At 38.5% G+C, this 20,841-nt stretch carries 18 protein-coding genes, 1 tRNA gene and 1 pseudogene; 11 read left to right on the forward strand and 9 right to left on the reverse strand.

Annotation, left to right across the window (positions count from 1 at the left end; all coding sequences use genetic code 11):
- Positions 1 to 145: 145 nt before the first annotated feature.
- The 4 genes and pseudogenes from H6G76_RS13435 to H6G76_RS13450 all read right to left on the reverse strand — a co-directional run.
- Positions 146 to 634, reverse strand: coding sequence for a phycocyanin alpha subunit (locus H6G76_RS13435; RefSeq protein ID WP_190700984.1), 489 nt, complete (start codon positions 632 to 634; stop codon positions 146 to 148).
- A 73-nt stretch (positions 635 to 707) separates the two neighbouring features.
- Complete coding sequence (locus tag H6G76_RS13440) at positions 708 to 1,226, reverse strand: phycocyanin subunit beta (protein ID WP_190700987.1); 519 nt, start codon at positions 1,224 to 1,226, stop codon at positions 708 to 710.
- A gap of 783 nt (positions 1,227 to 2,009) precedes the next feature.
- Positions 2,010 to 2,948 carry an RluA family pseudouridine synthase gene (locus tag H6G76_RS13445; protein ID WP_190700989.1) on the reverse strand — a complete coding sequence of 313 codons (939 nt, stop codon included), beginning with the start codon at positions 2,946 to 2,948 and terminating at the stop codon, positions 2,010 to 2,012.
- Between the two features lie 358 nt (positions 2,949 to 3,306).
- A pseudogene (locus tag H6G76_RS13450) lies at positions 3,307 to 3,861 on the reverse strand (Uma2 family endonuclease); the annotation flags it as partial.
- Between the two features lie 823 nt (positions 3,862 to 4,684).
- On the opposite strand from H6G76_RS13450, the gene H6G76_RS13455 reads away from it, so the two are divergent.
- Positions 4,685 to 5,785 carry a response regulator gene (locus H6G76_RS13455; protein WP_190700994.1) on the forward strand — a complete coding sequence of 367 codons (1,101 nt, stop codon included), beginning with the start codon at positions 4,685 to 4,687 and terminating at the stop codon, positions 5,783 to 5,785.
- A gap of 1 nt (position 5,786) precedes the next feature.
- On the opposite strand, the gene H6G76_RS13460 is transcribed toward H6G76_RS13455, so the two are convergent.
- Positions 5,787 to 6,449: a carbonic anhydrase gene (locus H6G76_RS13460; RefSeq protein ID WP_190700997.1), complete on the reverse strand. Its 663-nt coding sequence runs from the start codon at positions 6,447 to 6,449 to the stop codon at positions 5,787 to 5,789.
- Positions 6,450 to 6,712: 263 nt separating this feature from the next.
- On the opposite strand from H6G76_RS13460, the gene H6G76_RS13465 reads away from it, so the two are divergent.
- A complete protein-coding gene (locus H6G76_RS13465; RefSeq protein ID WP_190700999.1) occupies positions 6,713 to 6,994 on the forward strand; it encodes a DUF433 domain-containing protein in 282 nt (93 codons plus the stop codon).
- Positions 6,995 to 7,205: 211 nt separating this feature from the next.
- On the opposite strand, the gene cobA is transcribed toward H6G76_RS13465, so the two are convergent.
- From cobA to H6G76_RS13480, 3 genes are all read right to left on the reverse strand, one after another.
- Positions 7,206 to 7,985, reverse strand: a complete 780-nt coding sequence (gene cobA, locus H6G76_RS13470) for a uroporphyrinogen-III C-methyltransferase (RefSeq protein ID WP_190701002.1) — start codon at positions 7,983 to 7,985, stop codon at positions 7,206 to 7,208.
- On the reverse strand, positions 7,982 to 8,716 hold the full coding sequence (locus tag H6G76_RS13475; protein ID WP_190701004.1) for a sirohydrochlorin chelatase: 735 nt from the start codon (positions 8,714 to 8,716) through the stop codon (positions 7,982 to 7,984). The genes cobA and H6G76_RS13475 overlap by 4 nt, the downstream gene beginning before the upstream one ends.
- 179 nt (positions 8,717 to 8,895) lie before the next feature.
- Entirely contained in the window at positions 8,896 to 9,276 is a 381-nt protein-coding gene (locus H6G76_RS13480; RefSeq protein WP_190701005.1) for a DUF4359 domain-containing protein, read from the reverse strand.
- A gap of 131 nt (positions 9,277 to 9,407) precedes the next feature.
- On the opposite strand from H6G76_RS13480, the gene H6G76_RS13485 reads away from it, so the two are divergent.
- The 3 genes from H6G76_RS13485 to H6G76_RS13495 all read left to right on the forward strand — a co-directional run bounded on the left by H6G76_RS13485 (position 9,408) and on the right by H6G76_RS13495 (position 13,028).
- Positions 9,408 to 9,480: transfer RNA gene (locus H6G76_RS13485), tRNA-His, on the forward strand.
- 204 nt (positions 9,481 to 9,684) lie between these two features.
- Entirely contained in the window at positions 9,685 to 9,852 is a 168-nt protein-coding gene (locus tag H6G76_RS13490) for a hypothetical protein (RefSeq protein ID WP_190701008.1), read from the forward strand.
- Between the two features lie 755 nt (positions 9,853 to 10,607).
- On the forward strand, positions 10,608 to 13,028 hold the full coding sequence (locus H6G76_RS13495; protein ID WP_190701011.1) for a sucrose synthase: 2,421 nt from the start codon (positions 10,608 to 10,610) through the stop codon (positions 13,026 to 13,028).
- A gap of 225 nt (positions 13,029 to 13,253) precedes the next feature.
- Here H6G76_RS13495 and H6G76_RS13500 read toward each other — a convergent pair whose 3' ends face one another.
- A complete protein-coding gene (locus H6G76_RS13500) occupies positions 13,254 to 13,856 on the reverse strand; it encodes a peptidoglycan-binding protein (protein ID WP_190701014.1) in 603 nt (200 codons plus the stop codon).
- An 840-nt stretch (positions 13,857 to 14,696) separates the two neighbouring features.
- On the opposite strand from H6G76_RS13500, the gene H6G76_RS13505 reads away from it, so the two are divergent.
- From H6G76_RS13505 to H6G76_RS13530, 6 genes are all read left to right on the forward strand, one after another.
- Positions 14,697 to 14,957, forward strand: coding sequence for a hypothetical protein (locus H6G76_RS13505; RefSeq protein ID WP_190701016.1), 261 nt, complete (start codon positions 14,697 to 14,699; stop codon positions 14,955 to 14,957).
- Between the two features lie 526 nt (positions 14,958 to 15,483).
- Positions 15,484 to 16,647: a phosphotransferase gene (locus tag H6G76_RS13510; RefSeq protein WP_190701017.1), complete on the forward strand. Its 1,164-nt coding sequence runs from the start codon at positions 15,484 to 15,486 to the stop codon at positions 16,645 to 16,647.
- 220 nt (positions 16,648 to 16,867) lie between these two features.
- A complete protein-coding gene (locus tag H6G76_RS13515) occupies positions 16,868 to 17,968 on the forward strand; it encodes a T3SS effector HopA1 family protein (protein WP_190701019.1) in 1,101 nt (366 codons plus the stop codon).
- Positions 17,965 to 19,005 carry an aldo/keto reductase gene (locus tag H6G76_RS13520; protein ID WP_190701021.1) on the forward strand — a complete coding sequence of 347 codons (1,041 nt, stop codon included), beginning with the start codon at positions 17,965 to 17,967 and terminating at the stop codon, positions 19,003 to 19,005. The genes H6G76_RS13515 and H6G76_RS13520 overlap by 4 nt, the downstream gene beginning before the upstream one ends.
- A 27-nt stretch (positions 19,006 to 19,032) precedes the next feature.
- Positions 19,033 to 19,800, forward strand: a complete 768-nt coding sequence (locus H6G76_RS13525) for a peptidylprolyl isomerase (protein ID WP_190701023.1) — start codon at positions 19,033 to 19,035, stop codon at positions 19,798 to 19,800.
- 251 nt (positions 19,801 to 20,051) lie between these two features.
- Positions 20,052 to 20,804 carry a hypothetical protein gene (locus tag H6G76_RS13530; RefSeq protein WP_190701025.1) on the forward strand — a complete coding sequence of 251 codons (753 nt, stop codon included), beginning with the start codon at positions 20,052 to 20,054 and terminating at the stop codon, positions 20,802 to 20,804.
- Positions 20,805 to 20,841 lie beyond the last annotated feature (37 nt).

The following is a 20,841-nucleotide window of genomic DNA, read 5'->3' on the forward strand; positions in this document are numbered from 1 at the left end:
TAAAAATTATCTTTATGGTCGTTATTGTCAATTAGTAATTACAAAGGGCAAATGACTAATGACAACCAACAGAAAAATATTTCACAAATCATCTAGAATCACTTTATTGAGCAATTATCTATTTCCAAAGACCCACAGTTTTGTCTTAGCTTAGTGCGTTAATTGCATAGTTGAGATAGGTGTTAGCTTCACCAGCAGCATCACCATTTAAACCATGATTATCACGAACAAATTCGAGTGCAGCTACATACCAACTAGGAGACAAACCCAAAGCACTATTGAGTTCACTTAAACCAGCAACTACATATTCATCTAAAGGCCCTGTACCGCCAACAACACAGCAATAGCTGATGGTGCGGAGGTAGTGGTCAATATCCCGTACACATTTGGATTTACCTTCAGGAGTAGAGGCATATTGAGGGCCACTCATTTGAGTAGTATAGGGGAATTTTTGATAAACATGATTTGCAGCTGCTTCTGCCCATTTTTTGCCATTATTTGTAAATGCTTGAGCAGCTTCTAAACCTGCACGAGCGCGGCTGAACCGACCAAATACTGCTTGCATTTCGGTATTGCTGAGATAAGAACCGCGTAGATCAGCAGCAGAGATCGCTTCAGTTAAAGGTGTTTTCATAATTCTCCTAATCTCCTCGATTTCTGACTAATTACTAACAACCAATTTGAGAAAAGTTTGCACAAAAAATTTATTAAACAACCGCACTAGCAGCGCGGTCAAAATAGCTGGCTAATTCAGAAATTAATTGGCTACAATCACCTTTACTAATACCATTGGGGTCATTAGCAATAGAAACTGCGGCATCTTTCATCTTTTGAATACCGGAAGCTACAGCATCACCAGGAGTACCAAGTGCTTGATAGGTTTCACGTAGTCCATTTAAGCAGCGATCGTCCATGATGCTGGCATCACCTGCTAATACGGAATAGGTGACATAACGCAGAATAAATCCTAAGTCACGGATACAAGCAGCTTGATTACGGTTGTGGAAACAAGCACCACCTGCATTAAAAATTTGAGGACGTTCAGCAACTAAAGCCCGATAGGAATTAGCCACAATAGAGGAAGCATTACTGGTTAGTCTGTTAACGATATCTAACCGCTTATTGCTATCAGCAACTACTGCTGATAAAGCATTGATTTCATCACCACTTAGATATGAACCTTTTCTATCTGCTTGGTCAACTACTTTGGAAAAAGCGTCGCGCATTTTGTATTACTCCTAAAGGTCATTCATTGCAGATGTTTATCAGGTTTATAGCAATTAATCTATCGAGCAAAATTTATTGCATGACACAATAGCTATTTCAAATAATTATTTGAAATAACAATATTTTGCCCCAATCAACTATTTCAAAAACTAGCTAAATTGGCTGGTTTTTTACTTGCTTTTAAAACCTTGTTCGTATTTTATATATTGGTTGAGTTCGTTTATTCTTAAGTTTTGTAAAATAGTTTTACTCTATACAGCTTTTTCCCTAAAGGGTTGCTTTGCAAAGCTTTTACTGATCCCAAGCAAATATTTGCTTTACAATTGAACATCTTTCGCAATCTTACTACACATAGTCTCTCAGCTTTTTTTGGTTGAGTAGCAAATAGAACTTATATATGATGCTTTGCTGACAGTAAGTTTTATTGAGGTGGTATAACACAGCAGGAATCAAGCTACTGTTCAATACAAGCTAAAAGTTGAAAATTCAAGCCTTTTTAACTTTTAGCTTTTGTCATTTGACTGCTATGTAGCGTTAGTAGTTTGTTAACAAATCGTTAGAGAAATTTTGTGACTTATGCGACAATGTTTAGTTTTCGTTAGCTAAATAAAAATTGTTTTGCACTTTAATATCAGATAGATTCTTAATTTACTTATAACTTTTTGTTTACAAGCCTTTCATACAGCATTGTTACTGCTGACTGCAATTTTTAGACAAAATTGATGTGTAAGCTTTTGTAAAGCAAAGTAAAGGCTAATCTGAAAATTCTTGATATTCTTTTTTCAAAAAGATATTGCTACTCTTCGCCGCAGCACTTCTAACAGAGTTGTCAAAGTGTGCGGAAGTGGTGCTGTCACCTCTATCCAATCTTCAGAAATGGGATGTTTTAACTTGAGTCGCCAAGCGTGTAGTGCTTGACCTGGAAGATTTACGCCTACAGAACGACCAGAACTATAAACAGGATCGCCAACAATGGGATGGCCGATTTTGGCACTATGAACGCGAATTTGATGAGTACGTCCTGTTTCTAATTGAAAGAGGATTAATGTGTAATTACCTAAGCGTTCTAATACTCGCCAATGAGTGATGGCTGTACGTCCACCTTGTTCTACAGGGACAACGGCCATTTTCTTGCGGTCTTGGGGATGGCGACCAATAGGAAAATCTATCGTACCACTTTCAGTTTTTGGCGCACCATAAACTACGCCTAAATATTCTCGGCGTGCGGTTTTTGCTTGGAGTTGTGCTTGTAAGTGTTGATAAGCAAGGTCAGTTTTAGCGATCGCGATCGCTCCCGTTGTATCCTTATCCAATCGATGCACAATTCCCGGACGTTGGACTCCGCCAATACCAGGAAGGTTAGGACAGTGCGCCAACAAGGCATTTACTAATGTGCCATCATAATGTCCGGGTGCGGGATGGACAACTAACCCGGCGGGTTTGTTGAGGATGAGTAACTGGTCGTCTTCGTAAAGAATATCTAAGGGAATCTCTTCTGCTTGTAGCTCTAGGGGCTGTGCTTCTGGTATTTGTAGAGTGATGCGATCGCCTGCTTTCACATTCACCTTCTTAGATATGCAGACTTTGCCGTTAACTTGGACATTACCTTGTTCAATTAACTGCTGAATGCGCGAACGCGAAATATCTGGTAATTCTTCCGCCAGATAACGGTCGAGGCGTTCACTATTATTTTGTACTTGTAAATCAATTTCAGTCTGCATTGGAAATTAGGGAGTAGTAAAGAAAGGCTGAAGTATGAAATGAAAAACTCTGATAATAAGCTTGAGAGTGATTAAAGTATGTGCTTTATTTACGCGTTGACGTTCTTGTGCGGCTAATATTTCTGCTTGTTCGCGTTGTTTCGCTAGTTATAGATAAATGAGAAACGAATGGCACTAAGTTAACGGCGAACCCACTACCTATAAGGCTTTGGGTGTCGGATGTAGTAAAAAAGAGTAGTGAGTCAGAGATTGATTTGTGTCCGTACTTATATTTATTGTTCTTGATTTTCCCTACACCCCACACTCTACCCCCAACACCCTGCCCTGACGACGTTTCACGTTTTCTTAGTGCCTTTCAGGTGAGAAACTTCTGTCCATCGGGACGATATATTTGAAGTTCGCCATCTGATAACTCGAAGCGTATACCTAGATGCGGACTTACCCAATTTATCATCTGCGGAATTTCCGCTAATTCATCCTCATAACGCAACCAACCGCTTAATTCAGTTGTCTCTGGGTCGTATATATAATATTCTTCCACCCCGTAGCGATTGTAAAACTTGTATTTTGCAATCATCTCTTTGGCAGTTTTGCTAGGTGAAAGAATTTCAAACACCACTTGTGGCGGAATATTACCTTCTTGCCATTGGAAATAGGAACCGCGATCGCCTTTTGGTCTACCAAATGCCACCATGATATCAGGCGCTCTGCGAGTTACGTTATCACCCTCAACTGGATACCAAAACAGATCACCCGCTACGAATACATTTGGTTCATTGGCAAATAATAAATCTAGGTTCTTTTTAATCAACACAATCAATTCCGACTGTTTTGTATTTTCTGCCAATGGCTGTCCATCAGTTTCCGGGTAGATGATGTCTTTTTTGGTAGAAGAAGGTAGCTGAGTGACCATACGCGTAAGTCCAGATTACACAAGTGGCATAGTTAATTTTAGCTTATTAGTTCAATCGTCAAATTTTGCTACCTTTTGTACCTATATTTTGGGTGTTAATTAGTTTATTTGTTGGCAAATATAGATTGCTATTTTGAAAATATCTTAACTTTTCTACAGGATTCAAAAAGATGACTAGTTACTGTACCTCTTTAAATTCTCCGGATAAACTATTTAATTTCTGTCCAGGGAAATCTTTAAATAAGAATTACATTTGCGTCTTCTAGTTTGTTTATCATAAAGCTAATATTTTTCTCTGCCCAAAATTTTATTCTAGCTGAGGTAGGAATGATTACTTAGTTACTATATATACTTAAAACTAGAAAATTTCTCCTTGCGTAGGTATATACTTAATTGAGGTTTTTCTAGTTCAACAGCTATTTTATTCAAATAAACATCAGTAATATTGTAGTAATTTTGATACTGATGGGTTGGAGCCAATACTGCTAAATGCAAAATTTGAGTTATTGTTAAATTGACCAGATTATTGCAAGCTCAGAAAGCTGATTTAGCTTTTGAATACTGTATTAATGGCAACCGATTAAGCTATTTTGCGATCGGGCAATAGCTTAGTTTGTTATTTACCGGATGAGATGTAGTGAGGTTAACAATAGCTTATCAGAGATTGGCTACTTTAGAGTTAGGGGTAAAGAATCTCTGTACTAACTTTAATCTGACAGCTATATTTAGCTGAACACTATTTTCAAAATATTGTGATGTGAATGCCAACAAGGTATTCACTAATTTGACTTGCCAAGATGTACTCATATTTATAGTTAACTTTATGAAAACTCTCCCTATTAGTAGATATAGATTCTTTCAAAAACTCCAGCCGTTATCTCTATTAAAGAAAATCACAGGTAAATCTGTGACTGGTTGTTTACAGGTATTTAGCACATCTGGTGCTTGGTCACTATATATAGATGAGGGTAAGTTAATTTATGCTTGCTACTCAGAAAAGATGTTTGAACCCCTTTATAGGAATTTGCAACGCTTGAGTGAGCAAATTTCTACTTTACCTAACGGTATTGACGACCAATTAAAAGCAATATTTGAAACTGGTGCTGGTAGCCAAGCTATTCCAAACCCAGATTATTTAGCAATTTGTTGGTTAGTTAATCAAAAATATATTAGTTCCACAGAAGCAGCAATATTAATAGAAAAATTGGCACTAGAAGTTCTAGAGACATTCCTGAACTTAGAAGAGGGAAGTTATGAATTCATCCCAGAAAGTTTCTTGGATGATATGCCCAAATTCTGCTATCTCAATCTTCGCTTGTTAGTTGAACGGTGTCAAAAGCGAGGGAAAGACGGGGTTTATCAAGAGACATCGACATATACAGAAACTAGCTCGTCTCCAACTAACTATCAAAATTTACCATTGCCATTTTTGTATTCCAGGTCAAAACCTCAACCCAAACCGGAACCACAATTACCCAAAATCAACCGCTTTCCATCACAACCTACTAATTCTAGCAACCATAATTATCAAGGAAATCCTTCTGCCTCCACAGAAAAGAAAGTTTACAAAATATTTTGCATTGATAACAGCCCCGCTTTACTAAACGTTATTAAGGATGCTTTAGATGAACAAATATTTTCTGTCCTTGGAGTAACAGATTCTTTAAAAGCCTTAATAGAAATTCTCCGTATTCAACCGGACATTATTTTATTAAATGTCGATATGGCTGATTTAGATGGTTATGAACTATGCACCTTATTACGAAAACACACATACTTTAAGAATACACCTATAATTATGGTGACAGAAAAACCTAGCTTCATAGATAGAGCTAGAGCTAAAATAGTCAGAGCTTCTGGTTATTTAGCTAAACCTTTTACCCAAGGAGATTTAATGAAAATTATCTTTCAACATATTGTGTAATTTAAGCCTGAGTTAGACTAAATAAACTCAACTCTATAAGTAAAGGACATGGGTACAATTCCCATTGCATGGTTGAAACATTCAAATCTTTAATCAGTCCTGTCCGGATATCTAATAGCCAGCCATGAACTAAAGGTGCTTTTCGTTCATACAGTGCTTGACGCATGACAGAGGTTTGATAAAGATTCTTTACTTGCGCCACAACATTAATTTCTGCTAAACGATTCAGCCGTTCAACTCTAGTTGGCAAGGCATCAATTTCAGATTTTTTCTGAAGATATAACTCTCGAATTGGGTTCACCCAGTTATCAATGATTCCAATGGTTCGCCATTCTAAAGCTGCCTTAATTCCTCCGCAATCGTAGTGACCACAAACGATAGTATGTTTCACGTGAAGATGTAAAATTGCGTATTCTAAAACGGCTAAGAAATTAATGTCCGTTAGAGAAACTTGATTAGCGATATTCCGATGTACAAATAAATCTCCAGGTTCAGTGCGGGTAAAGTTTGTTAAAGGCAGACGACTATCAGAACACCCGATGTAGAGAAATTGTGGTGTTTGTCCTGTTGATAATTCTTCAAAGTAGTTTGGTTGTAGAGCCAACTTTTCGGCAACCCAAATCTGATTATTTCTAAGCAGATCATCAATGCTGTCGTATTTCATCAAATTTGCTTGAGCTTCTTACAAATATTTTAGCTGTTTTACTATTGGTGACAGGGCGATATAAAGTGATGAGAAGCTAAAATTTTGCTAAAGATGACAATCTTGATTAATAATGAAAACCTGATTACTGTGTATTAATAATACTTCTAGTTCAGTTAATAACTAAAATGCTTAACAAAGTGCTGGATTTATATTGAACAAGTTGTCCATATTGATGATGAAAAAGACAATATAATTGTTAATAACTATTTCTAAAAGCAACAATGCTTCAAGCAACAGAATATCTTTACATTGTTAGAGATGATCAGATTTTGAGTGGCGAACCAATTATTCAGGGAACGCGTACACCTGTCAGAGCAATTTTGGAAACTTGGCGTATGGGTGTTGCACCTGAAGAAATTCCTATAGGAATGCCTCATCTAACTTTGGCGCAAGTGTTCGCTGCATTGACTTATTACAGCGATCGCCAAGATGAAATTAACAATTATATAGAACGTAACCGAATTTCCGATGAATTAATCGACCCATTAGTTAGAGATTTGTGAACAGCTATTTTATCCGTTTGTATTTAGATGAAGATGTCAATGTTTTAGTGGCAGGCTTGCTTAAAGCTAGAGGGTTTGATGCCATCACCGCAAGAAATTGCACAACGTTTATTGGTGATTTTGAATCACGTTACAGCAGATGAAATGCAAAGTCAGGTGAGATATATTTAGGCTTGTTTTTTTGATGTTGGGACAGAGTTTGCATCAAATATCAAACTGGACGACAACCAGATAAAATATCGTGCATATTTACCACAGAACCAATAACCGCGATCGCTGGAGCATCAAATCCAGTTTTCTCAACCTGTTCTACAATTGTCCTTAACTGACCGATCAGTTCTTCTTGCTCTGGTCTTGTACCCCAACGCACTAAAGCAATCGGTGTTTCTAAACTCAAACCCGCCGTTGCTAACTCTTCGATAATGTGCGATAGATTGTGAACACCCATGTAAATTACAATTGTCTCGGAACCGTGAGCGATCGCTTGCCAATTTACTTTCGGTCTATACTTACCAGCCGACTCATGACCAGTTACAAATGTGACTGATGAGCTATGCAAGCGATGGGTTAAAGGTATACCAGCATAGGCTGGAGCCGCAATTCCCGATGTAATTCCCGGCACAACTTCTACAGAGATGCCCGCTTTAACTAACTCTGCCATTTCTTCGCCACCGCGACCAAAAATAAACGGGTCGCCGCCTTTTAGCCGCACTACAATGGTATGACTTTGAGCTTTATCAATTAGTAGTTGTGTTGTTTCATCTTGTAATAACGAGTGTCTCCCCATCCGCTTACCAGCGTTGATTTGTTCTGCTTGGGGATTAATCATGGCTAAAATCGCCGGACTCACTAAAGCATCATAGATAACCACATCGGCACATTCCAACAAACTTTTGCCTTTGAGAGTCATCAGTCCGGGGTCTCCCGGCCCTGCACCTACTAAATAAACTTTTCCTAAATTCTCTTGACCCTGTTTTTCTGTGCAGTTCATTCGTTCATCAAATCCCAGATTAAATCAGCTAATTCTGCACTTGCTCCCAAAGGTTGAGCTAATTGGAAAGTCACCGCAGGAAATTTTAATTTTAGCTCTTCTGTTACCTGTGCGATCGCATCGGTTATGCCACCAGCGAATAAAAAGTATGGCAAAATCGCAATTTGCATCTTGCCAGCAGTCACCAACTCTTCTACCCGCGCTGCTAAATTAGGTGGTACAGACCAATAAGCAGCTACCGCGCCTAAATTTGCGGCTATATTTTCGACTGGTTGTTGAGAACCTGGACGACGACTACCATGAGCTAATAAAATCCATGCCTGGGTAGTGATATCAGCCATTTGCTTAGATAACAAAGTTGGCAAATTAGGCTGACTACCTAAATATGGTAGTAATTCAATGCTGATATCTTCACCTATAGCTTGTTGTGCAAGTTCTACTTCTTCGGGAATTTCCTGCATGACATGGACTCCCGGTAGCAAAAATAAAGGGATAATTTTCAAACTGTCGCATCCAGCCACCACAGCACTGTGGGCAAATTCTTTAATTTGGATGTGCAAAGGTTCAGGTCGTGTTTCTAGATAGGCTAAACCTAGCAGCTTGTTCTGCTTCTCACTGTTGTCTAGTGAGTTGTGCTGTTTTTTAGCTATCAAATCGATCAATTGCTGCAAAGCAATTTCTGGACGTGGGTCGCGGCTTCCGTGAGATACCAGCAGATACGCAGATGGCATTGGTAAAGGTGTAACTCTTGCTAACTAAGCTTAATATTATTTGTCATTGGTCATTGGTCAAAGTTTGAATGATTTTTAAGTTTTGTAAAATAATTATTTTTATTTTTACTGACTAATTTTTGTCCGTTTGGACTAGCACAGCAGGGGTTTATTGTGGAGGAGTTCAAAGTTGTCTAGCGTTATTGCTCTTCGGCTTTGTAGGTGTAAAAGTTATTAAACGCTCCTACAGTTTCAAATTTGTAGCCAGGTAGCCATGAATTAATTGTGAAATCTGTACGATACACACTAAATAAAATAAAGTCTTGCCTGTCTGTCGTTTTAGCAAGCACTTCTCGTATCTGGGGATTGGCTGAATCAACCATTTTGTCACAACTGGAGTTTAATAAATTCTCGATTAGCTTAGATGTTTTTTTACAAACATCTGTTTTCAAGTATTGTGACAGTTGGTTTACAGCATACTCTTCGTAGGCGCCCTGAGTCGGATTAGTCTTGCTCATGGCTACCCCAAATACAGCTAGTCCGGCAGCGATCGCAACTGCCATAATAGTCAAGAGTTTCATAATCGTTCCACCGTGATTCTCAGATACTTATTAGAGTCCCAGGACTACGAAGTAACAAAGTCCGTTCCTCCGAAAAAATTCTTGCGTCATTCATTAGGTAGGTGCTATAATCAGTAATCGATGAGTTAATGGCGAGCGTAGCCAAGAGGTTAAGGCAGTGGATTGTGGTTCCACCACTCGTGGGTTCGAGTCCCATCGTTCGCCCTGGATAATATAAATTACTCAAAGCAGTGGTGTGAACCGGAATAGAGATATTTCCTGGTCAACAATATTAAACACTATTGTAAAGTCTGGAATTGAAGTAGCCACAAAACTTTGACTTGATAGTTTTGTGGCTAGTGGGCAAATTTAAACTATAAATATCCTAAAATCCCCAACTTCGCCAAGTAATCGGGGATTTTATTGTATATGATGCCTAGCTTAGGACTGTCGTTAGCAGCAAGTAGCGTTACTTTATTCGGTTGGTTAAGCGATCATTTCAAAACTCATTATATGGCGATCGCATCCTATACAGTAATTTTGATGGTCTGTGTGCTGATGGCGATTGAGTCACAGACCATAATCTGCTATGCGTAAACTTAGCAGATGATAAAACTAGAGTTAAAAGGCTTCTAACCCTATCACCTGTTACCTATCACCTGCCATAAAAGGTTAGAAAAGTCCTAAAAGAAAAATCACAGTCAAGCCACAGAACAGAAGTGACGAAATAATCATCATGTTGCCTACGCTGTGGTCAGAAGTTGCTAGCTTATGTGGATGGTCTTGCATATGCACCTTCCCGGTGTTAATCACTTGTGGTGCAATTATATACAGCCTTAAATTAGATTATTCCAGCTAATATTAAAAGTTCATTTTATTTGATTGAAGTTCAAATTAATTCCTACCTTACCAACAAGAATATGAACTTTTATGTAAATTTTAACAGTGAAATATTCCTCTTTTAATAAAAATACAAGTTATGTTTATAGGAATCTGGTTTGATTACTGAACATACTTGTGTAGTCAGGCAATAGGCAATAGGCAATAGGCAATAGCAAAGAAGGCAGGTAACAATGTACTGATTTTTTTCAAAAATCAAATATGAGTCTTATAATCTAGGAAGGAATGAATATAAAATCCGAATAATTTACAACCCATGTAGGGTAAGCATTATATATATTTAATCTTCCAAAAGTAAGGAACATTGTACGCCTCTAGCTAGAGGGAATAGTACTGAGTTATCGCTACTTTAAGTAAAGAAGAACACGAATTAAGAGCGACAGGCGAAACACAGATAGAAGATAGTTTATCTGTGTTTATTCGTGTTTGTAGTTATTTTAGTTGAGGTGAGTATGTCTGAATTGATCCAAGCCGTCCTGGAGAGTGAAGAAAAGAATGATTTACGTTCCTTCATTAGTCAATTACGTCAGCAAGAAAAAAACTACTTACTACGAAATGACATACAGCTGGCATATAGTGAATTTTGCACTAAACAAGAGAAGCCGGAAAAATCTCACAGTTTTTCTTACTTAAGCAAACTTATCTACTACACCCAAGAAATCATTCTAGAAGACTCAAATTTTTGTTTTATTATTCGCCCTCAGATTGCTAGCCAGGAAGTTTATCGGCTGACAGCAGACTTAAGCGTTGAATCAATGACTACCCAGGAATTGCTGGATCTGCGCGATCGCCTTGTCAACAAATTTCACCCCAACGAAGGCGACTTGCTAGAATTAGACTTTGGGCCGTTTTATGATTACACTCCAGTCATCCGCGACCCGAAAAATATTGGTAAAGGGGTAGAGTATCTCAACCGCTATCTATCCAGCAAACTATTTCAAGACCCCAAACAATGGTTAGAAAGCTTATTTAACTTCTTGCGTCTACATCAATACAACGGCGTTCAACTACTAATTAACAATCGTATTCAATCACAGCAACAACTGTCTCAACAAGTCAAAAAAGCGATCGCATTTGTTAACGATCGCCCCAATGATGAATCCTACGACGAATTTCGCCACCAATTACAAACAATGGGTTTTGAACCTGGTTGGGGAAACACAGCGTATCGGGTACAAGAAACCCTCAATATTTTAGATGAATTAATTGACTCCCCCGACCCGCAAACACTAGAAGCATTTATTTCTCGTGTGCCGATGATTTTTAGAATCGTCTTAGTATCAGCACATGGTTGGTTTGGCCAAGAAGGAGTTTTAGGACGACCAGACACAGGTGGACAGGTAGTTTATGTGCTTGACCAAGCCAGGAATTTAGAAAAGCAGCTACAAGAAGATGTATTGCTAGCTGGTTTAGAAGGACTGAACGTTAAACCAAAAGTAATTATTCTCTCGCGCTTAATTCCAAATAGCGATGGTACGCTGTGTAACCAAAGGCTAGAAAAAGTCCACGCTACAGATAATGCTTGGATTTTGCGCGTACCTCTGCGGGAATTTAATCCCAACATGACGCAAAACTGGATTTCTCGATTTGAGTTTTGGCCTTATTTAGAAACCTTCTCCATTGACTCAGAAAGAGAACTGCTAGCAGAATTCCACGGTAAACCCGACTTAATAGTAGGTAACTATACAGATGGTAATTTAGTCGCCTTTCTACTAGCGCGACGGATGAAAGTTACCCAGTGCAACATCGCCCATGCTTTAGAAAAATCTAAATACTTGTTTAGTAACCTTTACTGGCAAGATTTAGAAGATAAATATCATTTTTCATTACAATTTACAGCTGACTTAATTGCCATGAATGCTGCTAACTTTGTCGTCAGCAGCACCTACCAAGAAATTGTGGGTACACCCGATAGCGTTGGGCAATATGAGTCTTATAAATGCTTCACCATGCCAGAGTTGTATCATGTGGTGAATGGCATTGAATTATTTAGTCCTAAATTTAACGTTGTACCGCCTGGGGTGAATGAGAATTATTACTTCCCCTACACGCGGACTGAAGAACGAGTAGCAAGCGATCGCGATCGCCTGGACGAAACACTGTTTACACTAGAAGATCCTAGCCAAATTTTTGGCAAACTCGACGACCCCAGCAAACGCCCTCTCTTTTCAATGGCGCGTCTTGACAGGATTAAAAACTTAACTGGTTTAGCCGAATGCTTTGGTCAAAGCAAAGAATTGCAAGAGCATTGTAACTTGATTTTAGTAGCAGGTAAATTACGTACAGAAGAAACTACTGATAACGAAGAACGCGACGAAATCATCAAACTTTATCACATCATTGATGAATACAATTTACATGGCAAAATTCGCTGGCTAGGTGTGCGCCTCTCAAAAAGTGATTCTGGCGAAATCTACCGCGTAATTGCCGACCATAAAGGTATCTTTGTCCAACCTGCTTTATTTGAAGCCTTTGGTTTAACAATTTTAGAATCAATGATTACTGGATTACCCACTTTTGCGACTCAATTTGGTGGCCCTCTAGAAATCATTCAAGATAGGGTGAATGGCTTTTATATTAACCCCACAAATTTAGACGAAACAGCCACAAAAATTCTAGACTTTATCACTAAATGTGAGCAAAATCCCGATTATTGGGAGACAATATCACAGAAAGGTATTGACCGAGTTTACAGTACATATACCTGGAAAATTCATACCAATAAGTTGTTAACTTTGGCACGAATTTATGGCTTCTGGAACTTTACATCCCAAGAAAACCGCGAGGATTTATTGCGCTATCTAGAAAGTTTGTTCTATTTAATCTATAAACCCAGAGCGCAACAACTATTAGAGCAACATAAATATCGGTAATTAGTTAATAGTCAATGGTCAAGAGTCAATAGTAAAAGAATGTTTGTAAAGTACCAGACTGTAACAATATCGCCCCTAGTGACTGTTTCCCAATTCTCTGATCCCCCCAACACCCCTTTTTAAGGGTGGCTAAGAGCCTCTCAAAGTCCCCCTTTTTAAGGGGGATTTAGGGGGATCTACAAGTCTTCTTCTCAGAACCATTGACCCTTGACTCTGGACTATCAACTACCTAGTTAAATAAAGCCAAGTTCTTGGGCCGACTACACCATCTGCTGTTAAATTTTGGCGGCTTTGAAATGCTTTAACAGCACTTTCTGTTACCGCCCCATAAACTCCATCTAATCGAATAGGATAGCCTTTAACTATTAGTAATCTTTGCAAGACTCTGACAGCTAGACCTGAATTACCAAAACGTAAACTTGGCAAAGTTCGACCAGTGGATATTTGATAACTTGCTACAAGAAGAGGGTCATCATTAACTTGTTGAGCTATGAGGCTTTGTGAGCGTGGAAACTTCAATTTTACAGGCTGAAGATTATTAAATTCAGATACACTATATAAATCTTTAGTAGGTTTTTTTTCTGTATTGTTTACTAGAGTTTTTTGAGGTTCAGAATTAAAAGCTACTAGGGTAGCTGGGGAATTTTCTTTAAGCTGCATGAATTCAGGCGGCGTGTTACTTGCATCTAGATTTGATTGAGATATCTGCCCCTGTGGTGTTATATGCACGCCATTGTCTAGCTGAATTACAGGCTGCTGGGATAAATAAGACGGAGATGGTTGTTTTGCCATCAACACGCCCGTCATCAGCAGGACAATATCACTCATTTTGTTTTGATGTTATTAACACCCATATTTCCTTTGACAGAGAAAATATTGTGGTTCCGGAATGGGTGTCTTAAAAAATCAAAACGAATTCTACGTTATCGTGGTTGTCTGGCTTTTGAGCCTGGGAACTTTGCACAAAATTGAGGCGATAGCTAGAAGGGATAACAATCACAGCAAAAATCCTTCCCATCACCTAAGCAACCCTTCCAGCACCTAGCCCTAACGGTTAGACATCGCAGCTATACAAACTAATCCCTCTTTCCAGAAACAGTCAAGAGGACTTGTTGATTCTATTTGTAGGGGGTGGCAATGCTGCCAGTGGTCTGCTTCTAAAAAACATCCTCAAGCGTTAAGCGAGGATACAGATAATAATATCCTCCTGACTTGGTTTTGTTGCTTCCGTGCTTCCCTCAACTGCGCCTCCGTTAGAGGTTCACGTATGAGTTCGCCTAGTGTTTGTTGAAAGTGAACTGAACCGTATTGGGTTATATTTGGGCTTAATTTTTGTCTAAGTCCCGTTACAAACTAACTCTAAAAGACAAAACTCCTGTACTAATGTCTGTAAAAGTGGTTATAAAATAATCAGTTTTTCAATGCAAGGGGCAACTATCAAAAAGATGAAAGGCGTAGTCTATATCTATCTCAAATACATGAATTTAATACTAACAAGGTCATCTTTTAAGCTCAAGACATAAAACCTTTAGTTGTGTCCATTAAATTGACTAAAACAGCTTGATTTTCAAGGTTTGTTACCCAAGAATGTAATTAAGGATTAAACAAAACAAAGTTTAATTCTCTGACTAACGTTGCTCAAATTAATTTTATTTCAGGAGAACAATCATGGCTTCCATCAAAATCTCTGAACTACGTCCAGCCGGTTCTGAACTATTCCAAGATTCTGAAAGCTTCCTCAACGAACTCTCTGAAAATCGCGAAATGGATCAAGTTATGGGCGGTTTTACTAATATTAATGTTAATGCTTCTATAGGTGTTACACGTGACAATGACAACAATACCATTGGTAACACGATTGCTAACTCCATTGCTAACTCCGCTGGTAACAGTTTCGGTAACCAATTTACCCGACGCAACAGAAGATAATACCTTTCGTAACTAATACTATTTAGTTTCATTAAAGCCATAATACAATGCTAACAAAAGATAGGTCTTGTTGACAAATTGCTACCTACGTTTTGTTAGCATAGATTATGGCATTCTTCACAAATTAACTTTCTAACCTTTTAAAGTCAATTGGTTGTTAATATTTGTTGTTGAGATGAGGCAGAGGGTAAAATATTTTATTTAGATTAATATTTGTTTACAATAATGAATACTTGCTTAGATAAATAAATATAGATAAAATGCATTTTTTAACACTTATTTATTCTTTAATATTTCACTGCCGATGGACATCTTTAGTAGGATTATACCTTTGTATTTTTTTATAAAACTATATATCTAGAAGTAATAGTTTAAAAAATATATTTAATGAAAATATATCTTAATGCTTGCTAATAATAAGCTTGCTCAAACTAATAAAAACAAAAAAGTATCTAATAAAATAGCATAGTAAAAATAACATTTAATTTAAATAAACTGATTTTTTTATTACCTACTGTTTGAATATATGACTATGATTTTAAGTTCGGGAAATGTAGTAAAATATCTAAAATCATGTGGGATTATTGGATTAGACAACGAAGCTGATATAAAAATTGAACCGAAATTAGCTAAAAACTTTAACTTATTACTGACTTTCCCAAATGATCGTAAACTTCTAATCAAACAAGAAGCTCTCAATCAACAAGGAAAAACATTTGGAGAATTTCTGTGGGAATGGAAAATTCAAGAATTTGGACAGAAATTCTCACAATTAAGTCAGATACGCGATTGGATATCAGAAGCAATTCATTTTAACCCAGATGATTCCATTATTATTTTTAATTACCTAGATAACTATCGTGATGTGATAGCTTTCTATGGCAAGGAAAAAATTTTTCCCACAGAAATAGCATCTGCTATAGGCAAGGTTATAGCTAGTATTCATAGCTTAACTTTCCATCAGACAGATTATCAGGCTTTTTTTATTCAAGAGCAGGAGAGTGAATCCTCGGAAAATTTTCCCTATTTAAGTAACAATTTAGGACGAATCAGCCCAGAAATATTTGCTTCTGTTCCCGCTGAAGGTTTAAAATTCTTTGCCCTATATCAACGATATGATAGTTTAGGTCAAGCCATAGCCGAACTGGAAAATTCTTTAAAACCAAGTTGTTTAACACACAATGATCTGAAATTGAATAATATCCTTTTGGCTAATGATTGGGAACAAGGTATTGGCAAAAACACCATAAGATTGATTGATTGGGAAAGGTGTAGTTGGGGAGATCCTGCTTTTGATTTAGGTACGCTCATTGGTAACTATCTACGCATTTGGTTGAGTAGTATGATTACCAACAAAACGATGAGTATCGACGAATCCTTGCGGATGGCGACGAATCCATTGGAGGTAATGCAACCTTCTATTGCTAATTTAGTAATTGCATATTTAAATCATTTTCCAGAAATCTCAGAACATCGTCCTGACTTTTTACGGCGAGTCATCCAATGTGCTGGTTGGGATTTGATTAACGCTATTCAATCAACCCTGCAATACCAAAAAACTTTTGGTAATACGGGTATCTGTATGCTTCAAGTGGCTAAATCTTTATTATGCCGTCCAGAAGCATCAATTCCCACAGTTTTTGGTATGCAAGCATCAGAACTCACATCCGCCAGCTTATCTCCTGTTTAGAAGTTACACACAGGGTACACACAAGTAGAATTACCCCCCTTAATTCCCCCTTGGAAAGGGGGGACACCATAAAATCTAGTTCCCTCCCCTTTCCAAGGGGAGGGTTAGGGTGGGGTAATACCAACGCTTAAACCCAGATGAATAAACTGTTTTTGACTTTGTTACGAAAAACCTATATTTATCAAATTCTTCTTCTCCCTATCGTTAAAGGCAAGCACCTATGCAAATACTAGATCCGCAGCCAATACAACTAACAGCTATTCCAGAGCCATTGCAGTATTCATTACAAGATATTGTTAATAAAATTCAGATTGAATCCAAATTTTGTATAAGCCACCCTGACTACAAACCTATAGAATTACCCTCTGAGGCAATTTCACGCTTTCAGCAATTGCCTTCAGATATACAAAATAAGTACTTAAACACCCAACTATATAGTTTTCTCTACGGCATTTATTACAATGGCTCGCTAAAACGTGTTTTAGCGCTAGATGAGGAAACAACAAATTTAGCAGTTAACCAAAATCTAGAAAATAACACCTTTCTAGGGGTAGATTTGGTGTTTTACAATCGTCTCCATGAAAGCAACAAAGGTGAAGGCTATTTTAGCCCCGATTGGCTAGTGGTTAGAGAAGAACCAGATGGAGCTTTAGCAGTACATCAGGGCGGTTTGACTCTGCATATTGAGCGCAATAAACATTTACAACCATATGACCAATCTGTGACTGTGGGTAACTCAGTAGCCATCAAACTACCCAAAAATTTGGTGCAAAATGGCTTTTACATGGCTGTTAGCAATGCGGGTTCTTACAGTGGTGAAGATATAGTACGAGTCTATTTCAACTTAACTACAGATGGTGCAGTTGCAGTCATGGAAAGCTTAACTACTCAACTGAATGCTATCAATCTTCCTTTCGACTTTAAAGCGTTATACAACCCCTCAGATTATGAGCGTCATGACTCAGCAGTGCTTTACTTTGGCAAAAACAGCTATGAAGTTGTCCACCCAATACTAGAAAGGGTGTATACAGAACACCAATACCATTTTCAGGCAGAAGTACCTTTATTTACTAAATTTATAGCACCAGGGTTGGCCATAGCTGAAGAACCAGACCAAAAATTTGGAGAAAAAGAAAGTTTTGGTACAAATCGCTGTCAAATTGTTGCCAATGGATTGATAGAAGCTTGGGAGCAAGAAGACAATTCACCAGAAGGAAGGATGGCATCGATTCTGCAACAATTCTCTTTGAGAGAAATTGATTTGCAACGTCCTTACCTCAATGCCAAATCTGAAGATATTTATAAAAAGATAAAGTTATGAAAATTACTAATCTTACCCCTGATATTCCGAATCCTGATATTCAGCCTCAGTTAACTACCGCAGATGAACTAGCCATTGCTAATAGTAGATTTCCTCAATCAGATCTGCCTTTTTACCGCAAATTTGGGCGGACTAACTTAACTGTTAGTTGTTTAGGGCTGGGCGGTGGTGGCCCTATATCCAGTGAAGATACTCTTTACGCTTTTGACCAAGGCATTAACTTTTTTTTCTACTCTAGCGATTTACATCAATATTTTTATAGTTCCATGCGTCCTGCACTGCGCCAATTATGCGGAAGCGGCTCTTCAGTGCGTGAGAAGGTGGTTCTGGCAACTGTCAGTTACATGATTAGAACTCCAGACACAGTCTTTACCTATCTATACGATCAGTTTATTGACCTAGGTATTGATTACGTTGATGTGTTTTTCTGGGGTTGGATTGACGAGCATAATCATCCTGCATTCGAGAAGTGTATTAGCGCCTCTGATGATATCCGTGGCCCTAATACACTGTGTCAACGCTATATAGAAAGAATGTTTGGTGTTTCAGAAAAACTGAAAAAAATGGGTGCGGTGCGCTACATAGGTGCTTCTTTTCACGACCACGACCTAGCAAAACAGTGGTTAAATAGCCCTTTATTGGATGTTGTTATGGTAAGGCACAATGTGGCACACCGTACAGCTCAAAGAAAGGTTTTCCCTTATTTGGATGTTAACGATCCTTATCGGCCTGGTATTGTTACTTTTAAGTCATCAGGTATGTTAAATGCTCTTTGGGAACCGCCTGTTAGTCTACCAGATGGATGCTGGCAACCTTCAGTCCCAGATTTATATCGCTATTCTTTAAGCCAAAATTCTGTTGATGTTGCTTTAGCAGGTTGGCGAACTCGTGAAGAGGTCGATGCTGCAATTCAAGGTGTGCAGAAGGGCAAACTTACTCCTGAAGAAATCGACTACCTCAACCTATACGGCGATTTACATCGCAACCGAGTGAAACCTCACGAAATTCCCACCGAACGTTTGCTTGTCAACAGATAGAAATAACAATCTTAATATCAGTAATTTATGACAGAACAATTAGAACAAACTCTACCTCCAAAAGTTTCACCCAATGAACCCGTAAATGTCCAGTCTGCAACCGATGCAGAAATTTTGGAATATTTGCGTCGTTCTGCTAAGTTTGCGGAAATCGCTGTGGCTGCTGAACGTGAGGCATTCGTTATAGCGAACTGTAAACAGTTGGGAATTGAAATATCTGAGGATGAATGGCAAGCTGCTGGAGATGCTTTTCGCTTAGAACGCAAATTATGGGGAAATGCAGAAACTCTTGCATGGTTGGAGGAACAGCGCATTAGTGTTGAAGAGTGGTCGGAAGGTATTAAAGTAGCACTGTTAGAGAAAAAGCTCAAAGAACATCTATTTGGTGCGCTTGTGGATGGTGCTTATGTATCTAACCGTGACAACTACAGACGGGTGGCACTGTCGCAAATTCTGGTGACTGACCTTGCAACTGCTTGGAAAATCGTACAATTGCTACGCGAAGGACAAGCTTCTTTCTGCGCGTTGGCTTTGGAACATTCCAAGGGTAAGCAGTCTCAAGAAAATGGCGGCTTTGTCGGAATTCAGTATTTAGTAGAACTGATACCAGAAATTGCTGAACCTCTGACCGAAGCTAAAGAAGGCGAAATTGTTGGCCCTGTGCAATCAAAAATAGGGTATCACGTTCTGAGAGTGGAAAAGTGGTTCCCTATAGAATTAAATCAAGCCGTGAGAGAGCAAATTATGGACTCATTGTTCCAACAGTGGTTGCAAAATTTGCAGAATTCTAACTAATAGGCTGAATACAACGTGAGTTCGACGGATATAAAGAACCCCTCTCCAAACCTCTCCCCGAAGCGGAGAGAGGCTTTGAAACCCCCATTCCCTCGTAGGGAAGGGGGCTAGGGGGTTAGGTTTTTCAGATTTTGATGTTAACAATAATACTTTTCAAACAACCTCTCACCGCATTTCTCCTCCTTGCATCTTGCTTGCTGTTTTACGGGTAGCAAGTTGAAACAATCAACATAGATTATCAGGGGAAAATCATGAGCTTAATTTTAGTGGCTACTAATGGTAACGACACCATTAACGGTACAAATAATAGCGATGTCATCGAAGCTTTAGGTGGTAACGACATCATTAGAGGTCTAGAAGGTAGTGACGTTATCGATGGTAATGATGGTAATGACCGTATTAATGCTGGTTCTGGCAATGATGTGTTTACAGGTGGTCGTGGCGTAGATACGCTCACTGGCGGAGGAGGGAGAGATACTTTCCAGTTCTCTGATGATCCTTTCTCTGGGGGTTCTCCAACGCGAGCCGCTAACGGTATTTCAGTTTTGAATAAGCCTGATATTCTGACCGACTACCAAATTGGTACAGATAAGTTAGAGTTTCAAAAGCAGCAGTTAGATATTGATAAATTCAGCTTCCAAAAAGGAAATAGCAGTAATTTATCTGGTAATAATAATGTACTGGTGCTGCTCAACCCATTTCCAAATGCTGCTGCGGCTGCTAGAGCGATCGCCAATAATAATGCAATTACTAGCGATCGCGGTTTATTTGTCTATTTCAACACTACTTTAGGCTTTGCCAGAGTTGTCTTTTCCCAAGATCTCAGTGACGGCGGTACAATCAGCGTTCTTGGCAATTTAACCAATCAAACAAATCTTGCTAATCTGAGGCAGTTCTCCTCTGGTGACCTTGTATTGACTGGTAATAACAATGTAGTGTCTGGTTCTAGTGGTAATTTTTCATTGCCCGATTTAGGATCATTGGGAATCGATTTAGGGTTTTAATTTAACCTCAAGAGGTTTGTATAGGCGCACAAGATTT

This window comes from Nostoc sp. FACHB-152, assembly GCF_014697475.1.
Lineage (GTDB): Bacteria > Cyanobacteriota > Cyanobacteriia > Cyanobacteriales > Nostocaceae > Nostoc_B.

Bases quoted from the DNA above. Each gene is read 5' to 3' on its own strand.
- H6G76_RS13435 (WP_190700984.1), bottom strand. From the start codon at position 634: ATGAAAACACCTTTAACTGAAGCGATCTCTGCTGCTGATCTACGCGGT.
- H6G76_RS13440 (WP_190700987.1), bottom strand. From the start codon at position 1,226: ATGCGCGACGCTTTTTCCAAAGTAGTTGACCAAGCAGATAGAAAAGGT.
- H6G76_RS13445 (WP_190700989.1), bottom strand. From the start codon at position 2,948: ATGCAGACTGAAATTGATTTACAAGTACAAAATAATAGTGAACGCCTC.
- H6G76_RS13455 (WP_190700994.1), top strand. From the start codon at position 4,685: ATGAAAACTCTCCCTATTAGTAGATATAGATTCTTTCAAAAACTCCAG.
- H6G76_RS13460 (WP_190700997.1), bottom strand. From the start codon at position 6,449: ATGAAATACGACAGCATTGATGATCTGCTTAGAAATAATCAGATTTGG.
- H6G76_RS13465 (WP_190700999.1), top strand. From the start codon at position 6,713: ATGCTTCAAGCAACAGAATATCTTTACATTGTTAGAGATGATCAGATT.
- cobA (WP_190701002.1), bottom strand. From the start codon at position 7,985: ATGAACTGCACAGAAAAACAGGGTCAAGAGAATTTAGGAAAAGTTTAT.
- H6G76_RS13475 (WP_190701004.1), bottom strand. From the start codon at position 8,716: ATGCCATCTGCGTATCTGCTGGTATCTCACGGAAGCCGCGACCCACGT.
- H6G76_RS13480 (WP_190701005.1), bottom strand. From the start codon at position 9,276: ATGAAACTCTTGACTATTATGGCAGTTGCGATCGCTGCCGGACTAGCT.
- H6G76_RS13490 (WP_190701008.1), top strand. From the start codon at position 9,685: ATGATGCCTAGCTTAGGACTGTCGTTAGCAGCAAGTAGCGTTACTTTA.
- H6G76_RS13495 (WP_190701011.1), top strand. From the start codon at position 10,608: ATGTCTGAATTGATCCAAGCCGTCCTGGAGAGTGAAGAAAAGAATGAT.
- H6G76_RS13500 (WP_190701014.1), bottom strand. From the start codon at position 13,856: ATGAGTGATATTGTCCTGCTGATGACGGGCGTGTTGATGGCAAAACAA.
- H6G76_RS13505 (WP_190701016.1), top strand. From the start codon at position 14,697: ATGGCTTCCATCAAAATCTCTGAACTACGTCCAGCCGGTTCTGAACTA.
- H6G76_RS13510 (WP_190701017.1), top strand. From the start codon at position 15,484: ATGACTATGATTTTAAGTTCGGGAAATGTAGTAAAATATCTAAAATCA.
- H6G76_RS13515 (WP_190701019.1), top strand. From the start codon at position 16,868: ATGCAAATACTAGATCCGCAGCCAATACAACTAACAGCTATTCCAGAG.
- H6G76_RS13520 (WP_190701021.1), top strand. From the start codon at position 17,965: ATGAAAATTACTAATCTTACCCCTGATATTCCGAATCCTGATATTCAG.
- H6G76_RS13525 (WP_190701023.1), top strand. From the start codon at position 19,033: ATGACAGAACAATTAGAACAAACTCTACCTCCAAAAGTTTCACCCAAT.
- H6G76_RS13530 (WP_190701025.1), top strand. From the start codon at position 20,052: ATGAGCTTAATTTTAGTGGCTACTAATGGTAACGACACCATTAACGGT.